The sequence below is a fragment of the Actinoplanes subtropicus genome (genome assembly GCF_000721705.1).
Lineage (GTDB): Bacteria > Actinomycetota > Actinomycetes > Mycobacteriales > Micromonosporaceae > Actinoplanes > Actinoplanes subtropicus.
Window position 1 is genome coordinate 185,944 of record NZ_JOJL01000002.1, and the last position, 20,203, is coordinate 206,146.

The window sequence follows — 20,203 nt, forward strand, 5'->3', positions numbered from 1 at the left end:
CGGCTCACCACTGGCGGGACGTCGCGGGGGAGTGCTGGTTGATCGCCAGTGAGCTGGTGTGGCCGAAGACCGACGACACCGCGACCCGGCCCGGGCCGACCAGCCGCAGCCAGATGGTGCGCTGGCTGAACGCCCGTCGCCAGGAGATGGTCGGCGCGCCCTGCGGGTACTCCAGGTGCAGGTGGGCGGTGACCGACACGTCGCGGTAGAGCAGCGCCCCCGGCTGCACCAGCACCGTCTCGCCCGGCGCCAGGTCGCGCAGGAACGTGTTGCCGGGCGCGTGCAGCAGGAGCAGGCCGGGCGTCTGCTGGGCCAGGAAGATGTCGCCGAACTGGCCGAGCGGGTAGTGCGTCTCCTTGTCGTCGCCCGAGCCGGTGGTGTACCAGATGCCGGTCTGCTGCCAGGTGTAGGCGATGTTGCCAGTGGCGGCCAGGAACCGGTGCTCGCGCGTCCAGATCTGCCGGCCCGGCATCAGCGGCAGCGCCACCACCTCGCCCGGCCGGTCGCCGGAGAGGGCGATCCGGCCCGGCCCGTGCGCCTCCACCATGATCAGCGGCAGGCCGGACATCATCCGGTTCCACCCGCCGGCCAGCGACGTGTTGGACAGGCGGAGGGTCGGCTCGGTCCAGAGCAGCGAGTGGTGCGAGAAGAAGATCCAGTCCGGCTCCGCCAGCGCGAAGTCGGCGACCGGCACGTACGTGCCCTCGACCTGGACCCGGGACTGGCCGAACTGGATGCGGGCCATGTCCTTGATCGGGGGTTGCTCGACCCAGCCGGAGCGGGAGACCGACGTCCGGATGTCCAGCGCCGCCCCGCAACTGGGGCAGGAGGTGCCACCGGCGGGGTGCACCATCCGGCAGTAGTGGCAGACGACGTGGCCCTCGGGAATGGTCATCTGGTCACTCCGCGTGGTGGTGGACGTACATCGACTGGATGCCCACCCGGCCGGGGCCGGTCATCTCGGCCAGATACATGCCGCGGCGCAGCAGGCCGGTCTTGACCGGCATCTGCACCGCCTGCATCGTGACCGACGCGTCCTTGTAGAGGAAGCCGCCCGGCTCGACCATGATCTTCTCGCCCGGCTGCAGCCAGCGCTCGAAGACGTTGCCGTAGCCGTGCAGCATCAGCAGGCCCGGCGCGCCCGCGGTGACGAACCGGTCCAGATACATGCCGTTGCCGCCGTGCAGCACGTTGGCCAGCCCCTGAATGCGGACGAAGGAATACCCGATCGTGTTGCTGGCCAGCAGGAACGCGTGCTCGCGCACGTCCAGTTCCATGCCCGGGTGCAGCGGCAGCACGACCAGTTCGCCGGGCGAGTCCCGGGAGAACGCGACCCGGCCCGGCCCGTACGCCATGGTCAGCACGAACGGCATCCCGCCGAAGATCCGCCGGGCGCCGCCCTGCGTCGGCATGGCGGTGACCGGGGTGTGCTCGTCCTTCCAGAGCAGGACGTGGTGTTCGAAATACACCGCGTCGCCCTGCGACAGCGCGATCTCGGCGACCGGCACCAGCTCGCCCTCGACCTGCACGGTCGAGTTGCCGAACCGGAACTCGGTCATGTCCCGCAGCCGCGGCGCCTCCCGCCAGCCCGAGTCGCTGACCATGTTCCGGACGTCGAGCGGCGCGCCGCAGGTGAGGCAGGAGGTGGCGCCGGGCGCGTTCTGCAGCCGGCACCACTGACACTCAATACGATCCACGCGGCGGAAAGTAGCAGAGCTGTTGTATCAACTGTGGTGTGGATCTGAACTTGTGGGTGTGCGGGCGTAGCGGACATCTGACATATGCGCCGGTGGAGGACGATCTTCGCGCCCGGCTGCAGGCGGAGACGTCGCTCGGTACGGCCTGGCGGTGCCTCCGCTGTGGCGACTTCGTGCTCGGCGAGCCCCGGATGACCGGCCCGGCCGCCGACGCGCCGCTCGTGCGGCGCGGCCGGGCGCTGCGCGACGCGGTCATCCTGCGGCTGCTGGCCCTCGAGCGCTTCACCAAGGGTCTGCTCGTCCTCGCCGCCGGCTACGGCGTGATCCAGTTCCGGGGCAGCCGGGACGCCATCGAGCGCGCGTTCCACGAGGACGTGCCGCTGCTCAAGCCGTTCGCCGACAAGATCGGCTGGAACCTGGAGAACTCGGCGGTCGTGGAGACCCTCCGGCGCGTCATCGAGGCCCGGTCGAACACGCTGCTCTTCGTCGCGATCGGCCTGATCGTGTACGGCGTGCTCCAGCTCGTCGAGGGCACCGGCCTGTGGCTGATCAAGCGCTGGGGCGAGTACTTCGCGCTGATCGCCACCTCGCTCGGCCTGCCGATCGAGATCTACGAGCTCACCGAACGGGTGACCTGGTTCCGGCTGGGCGCCCTGGTGATCAACGTGGCCGCGGTGGTCTACCTGCTGGTGTCCAAGCGCCTGTTCGGGCTGCGTGGTGGGCACGCGGCGTACGAGGCCGAGCGGCACGAGATGAGCCTGCTGGAGGTCGAGGAGGCGGGCACGGAGCCGACCGTGGGCCACCGCCCGGACCGGCTGCGGGTCAGCGGCTAACACCCCACCCCCGGAAAAGGGGAGATTGTCCGTATATTTCACCGTTTCTCGGTAGGGTCGGTACGGACAGTCTCCTTTCTGGGGGGTGGCAATGGCGTCAGGCAGGCGTAGTTTGGGCGACCTTCCGGTACTGGTGAAGGTCGTCGCCGGGGCGGTCGTGACACTGGCCGTCGCGGTGCTGGTCGCCGTGGTGGCGTTGATCAAGCTGCACGGCAGCGCCGCGCAGGCCGAGACGATGTACGTGGACAACGTCGGTCCGATGATCGTGCTGAGTCAGCTGGACCGGCAGGTGATGCAGGCCCGGGTGGATCTCATGAGGCACGGGCTGGCGACGGACGCCGCCGCGAAGCAGCAGATCGAGACGGCCATCGCGACCGGCGACCAGAAGCTGAACGGCCTGGCCACGGCGTACGGCGCCGAGGCGGTCGATCCCGCGGTGATGGCGCAGTTCAGCACGGACTGGAAGGCCGCCACGGCGATTCGCGACACGGTGGTCCTGCCGCTGTCGCGGGCCGGCCGCACGGCCGACTTCGAACGGGCCCGGGCCGGCCAGTTTCAGCCTGCCGCCCTGAAGGCGATCTCCGACCTGGACCAGTTGTTCGCGGCGGAGAGCGCCAGCGCGGACCAGCGGGCGCAACTGGCCCGCGATGACTATCAGGCGGCGCGGACCACGGTCGTCCTCGTGCTGCTCGTCGGTGCGCTGGTCGCGCTGCTGCTGGCCTGGCGGGTGGCGAAGGCCATCATGCGATCCGTGACCGCCGTGTCCGGCGTCGCGCGGGCCCTCGCCGGTGGGGACCTGACCGTCCGGTCCGGCATCGTCAACCGGGACGAGCTGGGCCGGATGGCCGGCGACCTCGACGGTGCGATGGGCGTCCTGCGGGACACGATCGTGACGATCGAGCAGAACGCGGTCACCCTGGCCGGCGCCAGCGAGGAGCTCGCCGCCACCAGCACGCAGATCGCGGCGGCCGCGGAGGAGAGCAGCGCGCAGGTCGGCTCGGTGTCGCAGACCGCCGGTCAGGTCGGGGCGAACATCGCCACGATCGCCGCGAGCTCCGAGCAGATGGGCGCGGCGATCGGCGAGATCGCCAGCAACGCCAGCCAGGCTGCCCGGGTGGCCGCCGACGCGGTGACGCTGGCCGACACCACCAACGTCACGGTCAGCAAGCTCGGCGTCTCCTCGCAGGAGATCGGCGACGTGGTCGCGGTGATCACCTCGATCGCCGAGCAGACCAACCTGCTCGCCCTGAACGCCACCATCGAGGCCGCCCGGGCCGGCGAGTCCGGCAAGGGCTTCGCGGTGGTGGCCACCGAGGTCAAGGAGCTGGCCCAGGAGACCAGCCGGGCCACCGAGGACATCAGCCAGCGGGTCCAGGCGATCCAGGCCGACACGGCCAGCGCGGTCGCCGCGATCGCCGAGATCCAGACCGTGATCGACCAGATCAACGACTTCCAGGCCACGATCGCCTCCGCCGTCGAACAGCAGACGGCCACCACCAACGAGATGGTCCGCAACGTCGGCGACGCGGCGGCCGGCGCCGCCGAGATCTCCACCGCGGTGAGCGACGTCTCCGAGGCGGCCCAGAGCACCGCCGCCGCGGTCACCGAGGCTCAGGCCACCACGAGCGAACTGGCCCGGATGAGCGGCGAGCTGCAGGCCGTCGTCGCCCAGTTCCGGGTCCGCACCTGATCGCCCGACGCGTCCGGTCAGGGGCGGGTGAAGGCCAGCACGAGCAGCAGCTCGAACCGGGCCGACGGGTCGTCCAGGTCGTCGCCGAGCAGCTCGCGCAGCCGCTTGAGCCGGTAGCTCACGGTCTGCGGGTGCACGAACAGCTCGGCGGCGACCGCCGTGCGCGACCCCCAGTGCAGCAGCCAGCTCTGCAGGGTGGCCAGCAGCGCGTCCCGCTGGCTCGGCCGCACCGCCGCGAGCGGCGCCAGCCGCCGGGCGGAGAGCACCTCCAGCGCGCCGGGCTCGCCGCGCAGCGCCAGGTCGGCGAAGTGGTCGTCGGCGAAGATGGGGTCCGGGCCGCCGCCGGCGAGCGCGCCGGTCACCTCGGCCAGCCGCACCGCCGCGGGCACCTGGGCCCAGCCCAGCGTCGGGCCCACCACCGCGCCCCGGCCCCGGAAGGCCTCGGCCAGCTCGGCCCGCTGGGCGCGCGGCCCGGCCCGCAGCAGCAGCACGGCGTCCCGGTCCCGCTCGGCCACCACGCCGTCCGCGCCGTACCGGAACCGGGCGTCGCGGGCCTGCTCCGCCGGCAGTAGCACCGGCACGATCGCGTCGATGCCGGACCAGCCGATCCCGGCCGCTGCGGTGAGCACCACGCCGGCCGGCGCGCCGCCGCGCAGCAGCAGGTCGGCCAGCTGGCGGCGCCGGCGCTCGCCCTCGCCGGCCTGCTCGCGCAACTGCAGCGCGAGCCCGTCGGTGCAGGCGGTGGCGAGCTCGTCGACGTACGCGCTGATCGCGTCGGACAGGTCGATGAGCTCGTCCAGGCCGACCGGCCGCAGCTCGGCCAGCGCCCCGGAGGCCATCCGCAGCATCAGCCGCGACGCCACCCGCAGCGCCGCCAGCAGCACCTCCGGCCCGCGGTGCTCGCGCGCCTCGGCCGCACCGAGCGCCACGAAGACCTCCCGGAACCGCGGCGGGAGCGCCGGCTCGTCGGTGCCGGCCAGGTCGACGAAGCGCTCCAGCGCGACCTGGACCGCGGCCCGCGCGTCCCGCTCGAACTTGGCCGTCCCGGTCTTCACCAGGCCCGCCGTCGCCTCGGTCACCGCCTCGGCGATCGCCTGCACGGCGGCCGGCAGGCGCGGCCGCATCGCGGTGGAGAGATCTTCCGGGAGGCGCTGCCACGGGGCGGTCACCCGGCCAATTTTGTCACGGCGGGATAATAAAGCGACCGATTGTTGCTGGTTCCACGACGGTGTTTTGTGCCGGTGCAAGGGTGACCATGGTGGTGCAGGATCGACGATCGGAGTGCTCCCGTGGACCATCGGATGTCTCGTCAGCACGTGGTGGACATGTGCCGGACGATGCTCGAGCGCGGCTACCTGAAGGCGACCGAGGGCAACGTCTCGGTGCGCATCCCCGGGCACGACCTGTACGCCGTGACCCCGAGCAACTACGACTACGACAAGATGCGGGTCGAGGACATCTGCCTGGTCGACTTCGCCGGCAAGCACGTCCCGGACCCGGGCGGCGCCGGGCTCGCGCCGTCGATCGAATGCGGGATGCACGCCAACATCTATCGCGAACGGCCGGACGTCAACGCGATCGTGCACACCCATCAGCCGTACGCCTCGGCCCTGGCCTTTCTTCGCAAGCCGATCCCGGCGCTCACCGACGAGCAGGTGCGGTTCCTCGGCAAGGAGGTCGCGATCGTCGACTACGCGCCGTCGGGCACCGGCTTCCTCGCCAAGAACGTGCAGAAGAAGGTGGCGAGCGGGGACAACGCCTTCATCATCGCGAACCACGGCATCGTGGCGGTCGGCACCGACCCGGACCGGGCCGTGTTCAACATGGCGCTGCTGGAGAAGGTGTCGATCGCCTACCTGCTGGCGCTGACCACCGAGGCCGGCAAGGTCTACACGATCCCGGCCGCGATCCGCGAGGTGGCCTTCGGCAAGCTGCGCAAGGACGAGAAGCGGATCGCCGCGCAGATCACCCAGGCCGTCACCCCGGTACGGGTGCCGGCGGACGAGGAACTGCCCAGCGCGGCGACCGTGACGCCGCCCGCCCCGGAGGCGGCCGCCGAGGACCTCGGCTACGCGATCACCGAGTATCTCGATGTGCCGGACACCATGCGGCGGCTCAAGGCCCTGGTCGCGCAGCCGGTCCGCGGGCTGCGGCACGACGCGCTGCTCGACGTGCTCAACTACTTCGACACCAAGTGCACGGCCAGCAAGGAGATCACCGAGCGGGCCAAGCTGCGCATCCCGGGCGGCGTCCAGCACAACCTGGCGTTCAACTACCCGTTCCCGCTCGCCGTCGACCGGGCCGAGGGCGCGCACCTGACCGACCGGGACGGCAACGTCTACATCGACTTCCTGCAGGCCGGCGGCCCGACGATCCTGGGCAGCAACTACGGACCGGTGAACGAGCGGGTGGCCGAGGTGATCCGCGAGTCCGGCCCGGTGACCGGCCTTTTCCACGAGTACGAGCTCAAGCTCGCCGAGATCATCCACCGGTACATGCCGCACATCGAGATGTACCGCTCGCTCGGCTCCGGCACCGAGGCCGTGATGGCCGCGGTCCGGGCCGCCCGCGCCTTCACCGGCAACAAGATGGTCATCAAGGTGGGCGGCGCCTACCACGGCTGGTCCGACACGATGGTGTACGGGCTGCGCGTGCCCGGCAGTTTCCGGATGAACGCCAAGGGCATCCCGTTCGGCGCGACCGGCCGTACCCGGGAGGCGTTCCCGCACGACCTCGGCCAGCTCAAGCGCAAGCTGGTGGAGAACAGGCTGCGCGGCGGCACCGCCGCGGTGGTGGTCGAGCCGCTCGGCCCGGAGTCCGGCACCCGCCCGGTGCCGCGCGACTTCAACGCCCAGGTGCGCAAGCTGTGCGACGAGTTCGGCGCCCTGCTGGTCTTCGACGAGGTGGTCACCGGCTTCCGCACCGGCCTCGGCGGCGCGGCCGGCTACTTCGGCGTCAAGCCCGACCTGACCGTCTTCGGCAAGGCGGTGGCCGGCGGCTACCCGATGGCCGGCGGCGTCGGCGGCCGGGCCGACATCATGGCGGTCTTCGGCTCCGGCCTGGACGGCAAGAGCGGCGCGCACATCCAGGTGGGCGGCACGCTGTCGGCCAACCCGCTGTCCTGCGCGGCCGGCTACTTCGCGATCGAGGAGATGGCCCGCACCAACGCGCCGGTGATCGCGGGCCGGGCCGGCGACCGGCTCACCCGCGGCCTGCAGCGGCTCATCGACAAGTACGGGCTGCCATACGTGGCGTACAACCAGGGGTCGATCGTGCACCTGGAATGCAGCGGCGTCATGCTGCTCGACATGCACAGCCCGTTGAAGCTCCTCAAGGAGAACAAGCCCCGCAAGAAGCTGATGGAGCAGATGGGCGCCGCGTACGCCGCGCACGGCATCATCACCCTCGCCGGCTCGCGGATGTACACCTCGATGGCCGACACCGACGAGGTCATCGACGACGCGCTGGCCCGGTTCGACCAGGTCTTCGCGCTGGTCGAGGGGGTCTGATTGGCCGGAGCCACGCCCCCGCAGGTCCTCGCCATCGACCTGGGGACCTCGGGGATGAAGGCCGCGCTCGTCGCGGCGGACGGCACGGTCACCGGCTGGGCGGAGCGGTCGGTGCCGCTGCTCGTCCTGCCCGGCGGCGGCGCCGAGCAGGACCCGCTCGCGTGGTGGGACGCGCTGGCCCTCGTCGTCGCGGACCTGGGCCGCGATCATCCCGACGAGCTGCGCGCGGTGACCACGGTGTGCTCCTCCACGCAGGGCGAGGGCACGATCGCCGTGGACGCGCACGGCGATCCGCTGACCCAGTGCATCAGCTGGCTCGACATGCGCGGGGCGGCGCACCTGCGCCGGCAGTTCGGCGGCTTCCCGTCGTACGCCGGGCTCTCCGTCCGCCGGATCGTGCGCTGGCTGCGGCTCACCGGCGGGATGCCGTCGGTCACCGGCAAGGACCCGGCGGCGCACATGCTCTTCATTCGCGACGAGCTGCCGGAGGTCTACCGGCGGACCGCGACCTTCCTCAACGTGCTCGACTGGATCAACCTGCGGCTGACCGGCCGCACGGTCGCCACCGTGGACTCCATCCTCACCTCGTGGGTGACCGACAACCGCAAGGCCGGCGACATCCGGTACGCGCCCGCGCTGGTCGCCGACTGCGGCATCGACCCGGCGAAGCTGCCGCCGATCGTCGCCTGCACCGAGGTGATCGGCACGCTGTCGCCGGACGCGGCGGCGCACCTGGGCCTGCCGGCGTCGGTGCAGGTGGTGGCCGGCGCCATCGACAACACGGCCGCGGCCGTCGGCGCCGGGACCGTCCGGGACGACGAGCCCCACCTCTACCTCGGCACGTCGTCGTGGATCGCGGCCCACGTACGGCGGAAGAAGACCGACGTGGGCGCCGGGATCGCGTCGGTGCCGTGCGCGCTGCCCGACCGCTACCTGATGACCGCCCTGCAGGCCACGGCCGGCGCGAACCTGACCTGGCTGCGCGACAAGATCGTCGAGTACGACGACCCGCTCCTCTCGGCCGGCCACGTCAGCCGCGACGAGGGCACCATCTTCGACGCCTTCGACAAGATCATCCCGACCGTGCCGCCGGGCGCCAACGGCGTCCTCTACACCCCTTGGCTGTACGGCGAGCGGGTGCCGGTCGACAACCCGAACCTGCGCGCCGGCTTCCTCAACATCTCGCTCGACACCTGCCGCTCCGACCTGCTCCGCGCGGTCTTCGAGGGCGTCGCGCTCAACACCCGCTGGATGATGCGGGCGGTGGACAAGTTCCTGGGCGCGCCGGTGACCTCCATGGTGATCACCGGCGGCGCCGCCCGCTCCGACTCGTGGTGCCAGATCTTCGCCGACGTGCTCGGCATCGAGATCCGGCGCGACGCCCGCCCGCACGCGGTCAATGCCCGCGGCGCGGGCTGGATCGGCGCGGTCGGCGCGGGCCTGATCCGCTTCGACGAGATCCCCGCCCTCATGCGCAACGACCATGTCTTCGAGCCGACCGCCGACCACGCCGTCTACGACGAGGTGTTCGACGTCTACCGCGAACTGCACGACCGCTTGGCCCCGGTGTACAAGCGCCTCAACCGGATCAAGCCCTGACCGACCCGCGCGGCCCCAGGCCCGATCTGCTCGCCCGCGCCGACGAGAACCTGTACGCGGCCAAGCGGCGGACGAGACCGGGTGGTCGCCGCACCCGCCGTCACATCAGGTGGACCTCGACGCTGAAGCCCGGCGCCAGGACGCCGTTGAGGTGGGTGGCATGCGCGCCGAGATACTGCACCGAACTGCTCGGCGCGGCGGTCACCTGGAGCACGACGTAGTCCTCGGCCCCGCCGGTGTCGTCGCCGCAGACGCAGCAGCGCAGGCGCTCGCTGACCGGCCCGGTCCAGTCGGCGTTCTCCAACCTCAGCTCCACTTCTCGCTGTCGAGTTTGTTCTGGACGTACTTGTCGGTGGCGTCCTTGAGCACGGTGGTGGGCTTCCCGGTCGGGTTGCTCATGTCCCGGACGACGACATCGTACGTGCCGTTGCCGTTGTCCAGGACCTTGACGATCTGGCCGTCGTCCTGGATGTACATCTCCCCGTTGTCCCAGACGTGGTCGACGTCCACGCCGCGCATGGCGGTGCGGTCGCCGCCGTGCACGTCCCGGATGTTCGTGCCGCCCGAGCCGGTGTGGTCGGTGCGGGCCGGTGAGACGTGATCGTCGCCCGACGCGTTCATCATCAGGTCGCCGACCCCGCCGGCCAGCATGCCGCCGCCGGCCACCACCCCCGCCGTCGACACCACGTTGAGCGGCACGCCGACGACGGCGCCGACCCCGGTCGCGTCGAGCACCACGCCGCCGGCGTCGCCGACGCCGCTGACCAGCATCAGCCCCGCGCCGGCCGCCGCCAGCGCGACATCGCCCGGGTGGTGCACCATCGCGTTGCCGAACGAGGCCAGGCCGTTGAGCGCGTGCGCGCCGGCGTTCTCGAGGTCGGCGCCGACGTCGGAGAAGAAGTCACCGACCTTGCTCCAGAAGCCGGGCTTCTGCGGCGCCTTGTCGCGGGCGTGCCCGACCGCCGTCTGCGCGGTGTCGCCGTCCGTCTTGAGCCGCCGCCGGGCCTGGTCGAGCGTCTGCTGCGCCGAGGCGCGGCCGGCCGCGCCTGGATCCTGGAACGGCTCGGTGCCGCCCGCCTGCTGGTACTGCTGATATCGGGTCTGCGCCTCGCTGGTCGCGGCCTGACCCGCGGTCCACTGCCGGATCGCTTCGTACGCCTGCGACTGGGCCCACGTCACGGTCTTGGCGTATGCCTCGATCGCCGAGGCCGCGCCGTGGAAGCAGTGGCCCGCCTCGATCCACTTGCCCGGCTGGCCGTGGAACTTCTCCCGGAACGCGTCCGCGGCCGGGCCGCTCCAGCCGTCGCTCGTGTCGATGCGCTGCAGGCCCTTGCCGGCCAGCGCCAGCTCGTCGCCGCGCGCGCGGAGCGACGCCGCGATACCGGTGAGGGCGACGGCGTCACCGGGCACCAGCTGCTTCGGGTCGTCGGTCTGTCCCAGCTCGGCCATCAGTGCGCCGCCGGATCGGGCCCCGTCGGGCGCTGAAGGATGCCGTTGAGCCGATCGGCCGCGCCGGTGTCCGCCTTGCGGTAGTCCTGGACGCACTGCGTGAGCCGGTCCGCGACCTCCTGGCCGTCGACGGCCAGATGCTCGACGCCGATCTCCCAGCGGTCACAGAAGTCGCGGACGGTGGAGGCGAGCCCGTCGTGCCCGTACGCGGAAGACTGTCCGTCCAAGGTGTCGATCTTGGCGAGGGTGAGATCCTCGAGCGTCATGTTGATGCCCGCCGATGCCTTCTCCAGCGCGGGAAGATCGACTCGGAAACCATCCGACATGACCGCGACGATACCCAGCCCCACCAAGTCGTGCCCGCCGGTCGGTCTCTCGCTGCGCCGGCGCTGGAGCAGGCGCTGCAGCCCGCCGAGGACACGGTCCGCGAGCGCGGTGACCGGCTCGCCGCCATCGTGGCCGAGTCGATGGCCCGCCGGCCGGTGTGGTGTGACCTCAACAGTGCTCAAGCCTCGGTCCTGGACCAACGTCACCGTCGAGGTCGCGCTGCGCTACAAGCGGGCGTCGCGCGTGGCGATCGAGGCGCTGGCCGGGCTGTTCCTGCGCTACCTGCGGGAGTTGGGCGCCCCGGACGCGTTCCGGCTGGTGGCGACCGCGCTGCTCGTCTCCGGCGCGGCGTGGCCGTACAGCACCGAACCGTTGGCCAGCGCGACGCTCCGGGACGTCCGGTGCCCGCCGGTCAGGCTCGAACCTGTTTGCGGATCCACGCCACGCAGGTCTTGTCGACGGTCGCGAACGGCTTGCCGAAGGCCTCGCGGGACGCGCTGTCATAGCCGATGCCCTCGCGCATGCTGACGTTCACAAAGTCAAAGACCTTCCGTTCCCCGTACGCCTCGACCATGCAATCGACCGCAAGATGGCTCAGCCCGTAGTAGGCGTCGCCGGCCCGCAGCGAGGCGTTGTCCGGCAGCGGCGGCTGGGCGATCGTGGTGAGTCGCTTCCCGAAGGCGCGGACCGAGGCCATGCGGGGACTGTGCACGGCCGGCGTCGGGTACTCCCCGATGTACTCGGCGATCCCCTCGGCCAGCCACATGTCGCCGTCCGTATGCGATTTGGTGCCACTGAGCGTGACCACGTGGCCCATCTCGTGCTTCACGGTCACGGCCAGCTCGCGCGGGTCGCGGATCAACTCGTCCATCCGCAGCACGACTTCGCTGTCGGGCCCGCCGGTCTTGATCGTGTAACCGTCGGCGCCGCTGGTGCCGGACTTGCCGAACCAGCGCCGCCATGCCTTGTCGTCGGCGAGGTAGACCCGGTACCGCTTCTGCGGGTTGTCCTCGATCGCGGCGAACCGGTCGTTGAGCTTCGCGGCCTGCTCGGCGACGGCCAGCACCCGATCGAGGTTCTTCGCCTCGCTGTGCGGTCCGGCCACGACCACCCGTGCTCCCGTTCGTACGACCAGGTCTTGTTCTTCCCATGGCACCGGGTCGAGGTCGTCCCGCTTCGGCTCGTCGACCCGCATCGACGTGATCCGCTGCTGGCCGTCCACCGTCTCGATGGTCAGGAGCTGATGCGCCTCCGGCGGCGGCGGATCGACCGCACCGAGCGGGCAGCCGCCGGCCATGCAGTAGTCGATGGTCGCGTCGATCGAGACCTTCGCCGCGAGCGGGTCCGACTTCAGACCCAGGGCGAAGTAGTTGAAATTGACGACCCCCAGCGCCCGCAGCGACTCGAACATCGTCCGGTACCGCGCGACGAGCTCGGGCCGCCCGGGATCGACCGGCGCCAGCCACTTCTGCTCGTCGCCGGCGAGCAGGGCGCGGGCCTGCTCGGCCAGCAGGGGCTTCACCTTCTCGTACGCCGTCTGCGGCGGCGCCGAATACTCCGGGGTCGCCGGGGCCGAGGGCGCCGCCGAGGCCCGAACCCCGGCGGCCCCGGCGGACGAGCAGGCCGAGAGCGCCAGCAGCAGAACACCCGCCGCAACGGGAAGAATCTTCACGGCCGGACACGATAGCCGCTCTCCTGATCTTGCGAAGCCCCGTTTCCGGCACTCTTGGAATGCGCGCTGGGTTCACACCGTCACGAGGTCGAATCTCCGCTGCGCTCGCCGGCGGTAACGTGATGGTGCGGGTCGGTCACAGCCCGCGCAGTGAGAGGGCGGCCGGGGCTTCGGAAAGGCCCCGGTCGGTTCGCGGCAGCGCTGTTGCGACGGCCAGGCTGGCGAGGGCGACCACGGTGAGGTACACCGCGGGTGCGATGGGGTTGCCGGTGCTGTCCACCAGCCACGTCGACACGTACGGGCCGGTGCCGCCGAACAGCGCTGCGGTCACGTTGAGCGCCAGGGCGGTGGCGGTGAACCGGATCGGCGTGGGAAACAGCATCAGGCTCAACGACGCTCCGACCGTGTTGGCCACGCCCAGCACGACGGCCCACAGGGCCGCCCCGAGTATCGCCGTGGCGAGCGTGCCCTGGCGCGCGATCAGCAGGCCCGGTATCGCGGTGACCGCCATGGCGAGCGCGGTCGCCATGGCCACGACGCGGGGTGGGAACCGGTCGACCAGGACGCCGCCCAGCACGAGGCTGCCGGCCAGGATCACCACTGTGCTCAGGGTGGCCGCGAACGTTTCGCCGGTGGACAGCCCGGCGACCCGGGTCAGGTAGCTGGGCAGGAATCCGATCAGCAGATATCCGCCCAACAGGGCCGACGCCGCGAACCCGGCGAACAGCAGGAGTTCCCGGGTGGCGGTGCGGACAGCATGGAGCAGCGGGAAGCGCTGCAGTTGCACCGCAGTGACCTGGAAGTGCGGCGTGTCGGCCACCTTGATCCGCAGATACACGCCGATCAGGCCGAGTGGGGCCGCGACGGCGAACGGGATCCGCCAGCCCCACGACGCCAACTGCGGCGCGTCCAGGACAGCCGCCAGAACCAGGCTGGCGCCCGCGGCCGCGGCGAAGCCCAGGCTGTTGCCGGCCAGGTTCGCGGAGACAAACCGACCGGGCCGGCCGGCCTGGGCGTGTTCGAGGACGAACACGTTCCCGCCGGCCACCTCGCCGCCGGTCGACAGCCCTTGCATGATGCGGCAGACGAGCAGGAGCGCCGACGCCCATACGCCGGCACGCGCGTAGGTGGGCAGTATCGAGATGGCAAGGGTCCCCACCGTCGCCAACAGAATCGACGCGGCCAGTGCCGAACGCCGGCCCACCCGGTCGCCGGCGTGACCGAAGACCAAGCCCCCGAGGGGCCGGGCCGCGAAGCCGAGCGCGAAGATCGCGAAGGTGGCCAGCAGCGCCGCCGTCGGATCACCCGGTGGGAAGAACTGCTTCGACAGGATCACCGCGAAGAAGCCGTACAGCGCGAGGTCGTAGCCCTCGACGAAAGAGCCGAGGCTGGCGGCGATCAGCGCCCGCCGCGCTCGGCCCGCACTGTTGCTGGTGGCATCACCCATCACGGCAGTGTGCGCCCGGTTGTCCGGCACATCCATTCCTGTCACCCCTGCGGGGGTGGTCCACGTGCCAGACGGCGAGCCGGCCGGGCCGCGTTCGGCGGGGGCGTATCCCAGCGGACGTACTAGGTTGTCGGGGTGGCGGTCCGATCTCGCAGAGGCAATCTTCCCGCTGAGTTGAGCGAGTTCGTGGGTCGTCGGCGGGAGCAGCCGGAGCTGCGGCGCCTGTTGGGTGCGTCGCGCCTGGTGACGTTGACCGGCATGGGCGGCATCGGCAAGACCCGATTGGCGCTGCGGGTGGGCAGGCAGGCCGAGCGGATGTTTCCGGACGGCGGGTGGCTGGTGGAGCTGGCCGCCGTACAGGACCCGGAGCTGGTGCCGTCGACGGTGGCCATGGTGCTGGGAATGGCGGAGCGGACGGCTCGGCCGGTGCCGTCGGTGCTCGACGACTACCTGCGCGACAAGCGGCTGCTGCTGATCCTGGACAACTGCGAACATCTGGTCGACGCGTGCGCATCGCTGGTGACCGGGCTGCTGGGAGCAGCGCCGGGACTACGCGTGCTGGCGACCAGCCGCGAGGTGTTGCGCGTGCCCGGTGAGCACGTGTTCACGGTCGGCCCGCTGACCGCGCCGGATCCCGAACGGCTGCCGCCGGGAGACCTGCACGCGTTCACCGCCGTGCAGCTGTTCACCCAGCAGGCCCACGTGGTGGCGCCCGGGTTCGAGGTCACCCCGGCGAACCGGGCCCAGGTGGCCGGGGTGTGCCATCGGCTGGAGGGCATCCCCCTGGCGCTGGAGCTGGCTGCCCGGCGGCTGCGGGTGCTGACCGTCGGGCAGCTCCTGGACCGCTTGGACGACCGGTTCAGGTTGCTGACCGGGGGCTTGCGCAGCTCACCCGATCGGCAGCAGACGTTGCAGGCCACGCTGGACTGGAGCTACGGGTTGTGTCTGCCGGCCGAGCAGACGCTGTGGGCGAGGATGTCGGTGTTCATCGGCGGATTCGACCTGGAGGCAGCCGAGCAGGTGTGCGGCGGGGACGGCGTCTTGCCGGGCGAGGTGATCGAATTGGTGGCCGGGCTGCTGGACAAGTCGATCCTGGTGCAGCTGGAGAGCAGGGATACCATCGCGCGGTACGGGCTGTCGGAGACCGCCCGGGAGTACGCACAGCAGCGGCTACGCGAGTCCGGTGCGGAGGCCGTGGTGCGGGCCCGGCACCGGGACCACTACCGGGAGATGTTGCGGCGGGCGGCGGCCGAGCGGGTGTCGCCCCGGGAGATGTACTGGCTGCTGCGGCTGCGCACCGAGCTGCCCAACCTGCGCTCGGCCATGCAATACAGCCTCGCCGAGCACGGCGGCGCCAGGACTGCCCAGGAGATGGCGGTGGACCTGCACGACCTCTGGTCCGCCAGCGGACGCAAGCGGGAGGCACTGACCTGGCTGACCCGCACCCTCGCCGCCGACACCCGCCCGACCCCCACCCGCGCACAGGCCCTTGCCGAGGCCGGCGTCCTGGCCTTGCAACTGGGCGACGCACCGGCGAGCGCCGGCCTGCTCGCCGAGGCCCGAGCCCTCGCCGGACGACTCGACGACCCGCACGCAGCCGCCGTGGTGGCCCTGGCCCGCGGCATCAGCGCCGATCCGCGACCGGACCCCGCTCACGCGCGCGTTCCGGTCGACGAGTCGCTGACGGCCACCCGCGGCACGGGCGACCTGCGCCACCTCAGTCTCGCCCTGCTGAACGCGGCCATGCGAGCGGCCACCACCGGCGACCCCCGCGCCACCGGCTTCGCCGACGAATGCCGCCGCCTCGGCGAGGCCCACGGAGCACAATGGACCCGTGCCTGGGGCACGACGATCCTCGCCGTCGTGGCCGTCCAGCGGGGGGACACCGACCAGGCGGAATCGTTCACGCGGGAAGCGCTGGCAGTGTTCCGGATCGTGCAGGACTCGATCGCCGCGGGCGTCTGCCTGGCCATCCTCACGGCTGCCGCGGTCCGTCGCACGCACTACGAACGGGCCGCCGGCCTGCTGGGCGCCCTCGACGCGGTCAAACGTCGGGAAGGAGTGCTGGCGGTGGAGTTCAACCCGTACGGCCCCTGGTACGCCACCCTCCAGGACGACACCCGGCGAGGGCTGGGCGACACCGCCTACGCCACCGCCTTCTCCAAAGGCACCCACCTCACCCTCGACGAGGCCGTCGAGCTGGCCCTCGACGAGCGGCTCGAGCCGGCGGCCGCGCCGTGCCGCCCGGCAGCGTCGCCCACCGCCGATCCGCTGACCCGCCGGGAGGAACAGATCGCCGGCCTCGTCGCGCAGGGGCTCACCAACCGGGACATCGCCGCCCGGCTCGTCCTCTCCGTCCGCACCGTCGAGTCCCACGTCCAGAACGTCCTTACCAAGCTCGATTTCAGCAACCGCACCCAGATCGCCGCCTGGATCGGCGCGGCGACCGCGGCCGACGCACCCCCGGGGACGGAAGCGTGACCCACCGACCCCACGCCGGACCCGGCGAGGGGCTCTCGAAGTATCGATGATCGCCATTGTGGACGGAGCGATTCTCCGGTAGCTTCACCTGACAACGTTGTCAGGCGGGGAGGTCACGTCGTGGGCGTTATCGATGCCTTGGTCCGTCGCCACCGGATCGCTGCGGTAGGTGTGACCGTCGCCGCGATCGTCGCCACGGCGGCCGGCCCCGCCGCCGCGCAGCCCCCCGCCGCTCTGGTCACCGACCCCGCGTCGCTGGTCGACCCGATGATCGGGACCGGTGACGGGGGCGCCGCGGTCGGCCAGGTCGACACCTACCCCGGGGCGACCGCGCCGTTCGGCATGGTGTCGTTCAGCCCCGATACGCCCTCGCGCCCCGACGGCGGCGGCTACGACATCGACGACTCCTCGACGCTCGGCTTCAGCCTGACCCACATGTCGGGCCCCGGCTGCGACGCGTACGGCGATTTCCCGATCCTGCCGACCGTCGGCGAGATCGGCGCCGCCCCGGCCACCACGACGGCGGCGTTCGACCACGCCACCGAGCATGCCGCGCCGGGCTCGTACGCGGTGCGGCTCGACCCGGCCGGCGCGCAGCCGATCCAGGCCGATCTGGCCGCCACCACCCGTACCGGAATGGCCGCCTTCACCTACCCGCCGACGGCATCGGCCAACGTGCTGTTCAAGATGGGCGAGGCGCAGTCCGGCAACAAGACCGCCGACGTCCAGGTGGTGGGCGACCGCACGGTCACCGGCACCGAGACCGCCGGCCAGTTCTGCGGCTCCGGCGGCACCTACCCGGTGCACTTCGTGGCGACCTTCGACCGCCCGTTCGCCTCCCACGGCACGTGGCACACGGCGCCGGTGGGCGACAACGTGTTCACCGCGCCGACCGGCCAGCTCGACTGGAGCTACCACGAGGTCGCCGCCGGCGGCACACCGGCCACGATCACCCCGGCCACCACGTCCGACGGGCAGAGCGCCGTCTCCTGGCATCAGGACGACGCGCTGGCCAACACGTGGATCCAGGCCACCCCGCCGGCCGTCACCCAGGGGACGTCCTACCAGGCGAGCGTGACCCTCCGAGGCTCCGGAAAGGTCTACCTGAACTTCTACAACGGACGGCAGGACGTCGGCGGCGACCCGGTGACGCTCGCCGACAAGCCGGTCACCGTCACGGTGACCACCACCATCCCGACCGGCTCGATCGGCGCGCCGCAGTTCCAGGTGCGCACGCCCGGCGCCGGCCCGGTGGACGCGGTGGTGTCCGGCGTGTCGATCCGCGCCGAGCAGGTGGTCAAGTCGACCGGCTCCAGCACGGACGGGCTGGGGTCGGGAGCGTGGGTCACCTTCGACACCCAGAAGCAGTCCACCGTACGGATGAAGGTAGGCCTTTCGTACGTCAGCACCGCCAACGCGTGGGCCAACCTGGCCCGGGAGAACAAGGGCTGGAGCGTTTCCCGGGTGGCCGGCGCCACTCGGGACCAGTGGAACCGGCTGCTGAGCCGCGTCCGGATCGGCGGCGGCACCCATTCCCAGCAGGTCCAGTTCTACACCGCCCTCTACCACGCGATGCTCGAACCGAGCACGTTCTCCGACGCCGACGGCAGCTACCTCGGCTTCGACGGCGCGACCCACCGGACCCGCCACGGGCAGGTGCAGTACGCCAACCTCTCCGGCTGGGACGTCTACCGCTCGGAGATACCGCTGCTCGCCATGCTCCTGCCCGACGAGACCAGCCAGATGATGACCTCCCTGCTCAACGACCAGGCCCAGGGCGGCTGGCTGCCCAAGTGGGGCTTCGCCAACCAGTACACCGACGTGATGAACGGCGACGCGGCCGACCCGATGCTCGCCGAGGCGTACGCGTTCGGCGCCCGCGGATTCGACGCTCGGGCGGCGCTGGCCGCGATGGTGAAGGGCGCCACGGTGGATCCCACGCCCGCCCAACTCGGCCAGGGCTTCTACGCCGAACGTCCCCAGCTGTCGGCGTACCACTCCATGGGTTTTGTGCCCAACACCCAGCAGAGCTCGCTCTCCCCGGTGCCCAACGGCGCGTCGGAGACCTTGGAGTACGCGACCGCCGACTTCTCCATCGCGGCGCTGGCGAGCGCGCTCGGCCGCTCGTCGACCGCCGCGACCTTCCTGAAGCAGTCGCAGAACTGGACGAACATCTTCAACACCGCCACCGGCTACATCGAACCGCGCGACGGCAGCGGCCTCTTCCCCGACGGCGACCCCACCACCTCCGGGATCGGCAGCTTCGGGCAGACCGGCTTCCAGGAGGGCAACGCCGCCCAGTACACCTGGATGATCCCGCAGAACATCAACGGGCTGATCACCGCGCTGGGCGGAAAGGCGGCCACCATCGCCCGGCTGGACACGTTCTTCCAGCAACTGCAGGCCGGACCGGATCTGCCGTACGAATGGGCGGGCAACGAACCGGTCTTCGGCGCGCCGTGGATCTACGACTACGCCGGCGCGCCCGCCAAGACGCAGCAGATCGTGCACCGCCTGCTCGACACGGTCTACGCGGACACCCCCGGCGGCGAACCCGGCAACGACGACCTCGGTGCGATGAGCTCATGGTACGTCTGGTCGAGCCTCGGCATGTACCCCGCGACGCCGGGCACCGACGTGCTCGCCCTCGGCGCCCCGATCTTCCCCCGCGCCGAGATCGACGTCCCCGGCGGCCGCCACCTGTCCATCTCGGCGCAGGGCGCCTCCACCAGCACCTTCGTCCGGTCCCTCACCGTCGACGGCCGGCCCTGGTCGAAGGACTGGCTCTCGGCCGGCCTGCTCGACACCACCCGGCTGACCTTCACCCTCGGCGCGACTCCCGACCCGAAGTGGGGCACCGGCGCGGCCGACGAACCGCCCTCGTACCCGGCCGGCCCACTGCAGTTCCCGCCCGGCCGCAAGCCCACCGTCCTGGTCCCGACCGGCGCGAACCTGCTGGGCACGACCGCCACCGGCGGTCTGCCGTGGCAGGGCCCGGTGCAGAACGGCGTGGGCTCGGTCCCCGGCACGCTGGCGCCGGCCACGACGCCGGAAGGTACCAGCGCGATCCACTGGACCGAGGCGAACGCGGCCCCCGACACCTGGATCTGGGTGGATCCGGCGGCCCCGCTGACCGCCGGGCAGAGCTACCAGGTCTCGGTCACCCTGGCGGGACAGGGCAACGTCTACCTCGACTTCTGGAACGGCCAAACCGATCTGTCGAGCGCCAAGGTCGCGCTGACCGCGACGCCGCAGACGCTGACCCTGCAGGCCGCGGTGCCATCGGCCGCCGACACCCACCTTCAGGTACGCACGGCGGCCGCCGGCCCGGTCGACCTGGAGGCGAGCGCCGCGTCGATCCGCCTCCTGGTCCCGCAGACCTAGGATCTGCCTTCGATCTTGTTGTTCTCACCAATACATGATCAACAGGCGGCCGCGTCCATGTCGGACGCCCACCACATCCCAGCAGGTCAGACTGCTAATGGCGGCTGCCGTACCA

At 71.4% G+C, this 20,203-nt stretch carries 15 protein-coding genes; 7 read left to right on the plus strand and 8 right to left on the minus strand.

All coding sequences use genetic code 11. The features are described from left to right. Nucleotides 1–4: 4 nt before the first annotated feature. Nucleotides 5–895, minus strand: coding sequence for an AIM24 family protein (locus IH26_RS55385; protein WP_051807330.1), 891 nt, complete (start codon nt 893–895; stop codon nt 5–7). 4 nt (nt 896–899) lie between these two features. Beyond that, nucleotides 900–1,697 (minus strand): AIM24 family protein, encoded by a 798-nt coding sequence (locus tag IH26_RS0102850; protein WP_157436997.1) that lies wholly within the window; start codon nt 1,695–1,697, stop codon nt 900–902. A 92-nt stretch (nt 1,698–1,789) separates the two neighbouring features. Here IH26_RS0102850 and IH26_RS0102855 point away from each other — a divergent pair, with 92 nt between their 5' ends. Next, on the plus strand, nt 1,790–2,530 hold the full coding sequence (locus tag IH26_RS0102855; RefSeq protein ID WP_245664886.1) for a DUF2127 domain-containing protein: 741 nt from the start codon (nt 1,790–1,792) through the stop codon (nt 2,528–2,530). A 112-nt stretch (nt 2,531–2,642) separates the two neighbouring features. Continuing rightward, complete coding sequence (locus IH26_RS0102860) at nt 2,643–4,220, plus strand: methyl-accepting chemotaxis protein (protein WP_051807334.1); 1,578 nt, start codon at nt 2,643–2,645, stop codon at nt 4,218–4,220. A 17-nt stretch (nt 4,221–4,237) separates the two neighbouring features. On the opposite strand, the gene IH26_RS0102865 is transcribed toward IH26_RS0102860, so the two are convergent. After that, nucleotides 4,238–5,389 carry a PucR family transcriptional regulator gene (locus tag IH26_RS0102865; protein WP_157436998.1) on the minus strand — a complete coding sequence of 384 codons (1,152 nt, stop codon included), beginning with the start codon at nt 5,387–5,389 and terminating at the stop codon, nt 4,238–4,240. Between the two features lie 132 nt (nt 5,390–5,521). On the opposite strand from IH26_RS0102865, the gene IH26_RS0102870 reads away from it, so the two are divergent. Together IH26_RS0102870 and IH26_RS0102875 are read left to right on the plus strand one after the other, a co-directional pair. Continuing rightward, nucleotides 5,522–7,729 (plus strand): aminotransferase class III-fold pyridoxal phosphate-dependent enzyme, encoded by a 2,208-nt coding sequence (locus IH26_RS0102870; protein ID WP_245664887.1) that lies wholly within the window; start codon nt 5,522–5,524, stop codon nt 7,727–7,729. Next, nucleotides 7,730–9,328 (plus strand): xylulokinase, encoded by a 1,599-nt coding sequence (locus IH26_RS0102875; RefSeq protein WP_030434514.1) that lies wholly within the window; start codon nt 7,730–7,732, stop codon nt 9,326–9,328. A gap of 100 nt (nt 9,329–9,428) precedes the next feature. Here the strand turns inward: IH26_RS0102875 and IH26_RS0102880 are convergent, their stop codons facing one another. The 3 genes from IH26_RS0102880 to IH26_RS62600 are packed head-to-tail and all read right to left on the minus strand — an operon-like array spanning nt 9,429 to nt 11,286. Beyond that, entirely contained in the window at nt 9,429–9,644 is a 216-nt protein-coding gene (locus IH26_RS0102880) for a hypothetical protein (RefSeq protein ID WP_245664888.1), read from the minus strand. Beyond that, on the minus strand, nt 9,635–10,777 hold the full coding sequence (locus tag IH26_RS0102885) for a putative T7SS-secreted protein (RefSeq protein ID WP_051807342.1): 1,143 nt from the start codon (nt 10,775–10,777) through the stop codon (nt 9,635–9,637). Before IH26_RS0102885 ends, IH26_RS0102880 begins: the two co-directional genes overlap by 10 nt. Beyond that, nucleotides 10,777–11,286, minus strand: coding sequence for a hypothetical protein (locus tag IH26_RS62600; RefSeq protein WP_245664889.1), 510 nt, complete (start codon nt 11,284–11,286; stop codon nt 10,777–10,779). Before IH26_RS62600 ends, IH26_RS0102885 begins: the two co-directional genes overlap by 1 nt. Here IH26_RS62600 and IH26_RS64405 point away from each other — a divergent pair. Then, nucleotides 11,279–11,632 (plus strand): hypothetical protein, encoded by a 354-nt coding sequence (locus tag IH26_RS64405; protein ID WP_169789706.1) that lies wholly within the window; start codon nt 11,279–11,281, stop codon nt 11,630–11,632. The genes IH26_RS62600 and IH26_RS64405 overlap by 8 nt on opposite strands. Here IH26_RS64405 and IH26_RS0102895 read toward each other — a convergent pair. Together IH26_RS0102895 and IH26_RS0102900 are read right to left on the minus strand one after the other, a co-directional pair. Beyond that, nucleotides 11,517–12,776, minus strand: coding sequence for a hypothetical protein (locus IH26_RS0102895; protein ID WP_030434518.1), 1,260 nt, complete (start codon nt 12,774–12,776; stop codon nt 11,517–11,519). The two genes, IH26_RS64405 and IH26_RS0102895, sit on opposite strands and share 116 nt — an antisense overlap. A 136-nt stretch (nt 12,777–12,912) precedes the next feature. Next, nucleotides 12,913–14,223: an MFS transporter gene (locus IH26_RS0102900; RefSeq protein ID WP_030434519.1), complete on the minus strand. Its 1,311-nt coding sequence runs from the start codon at nt 14,221–14,223 to the stop codon at nt 12,913–12,915. 174 nt (nt 14,224–14,397) lie between these two features. Here IH26_RS0102900 and IH26_RS0102905 point away from each other — a divergent pair, with 174 nt between their 5' ends. Both IH26_RS0102905 and IH26_RS55390 read left to right on the plus strand, forming a co-directional pair. Then, nucleotides 14,398–16,704, plus strand: a complete 2,307-nt coding sequence (locus IH26_RS0102905) for an ATP-binding protein (protein ID WP_051807345.1) — start codon at nt 14,398–14,400, stop codon at nt 16,702–16,704. A 120-nt stretch (nt 16,705–16,824) separates the two neighbouring features. Then, the gene (locus IH26_RS55390; protein ID WP_157437002.1) at nt 16,825–20,088 is read left to right on the plus strand and encodes a GH92 family glycosyl hydrolase; all 3,264 of its coding nucleotides are present in this window, start codon (nt 16,825–16,827) and stop codon (nt 20,086–20,088) included. The last annotated feature ends 115 nt before the right edge of the window (nt 20,089–20,203 follow it).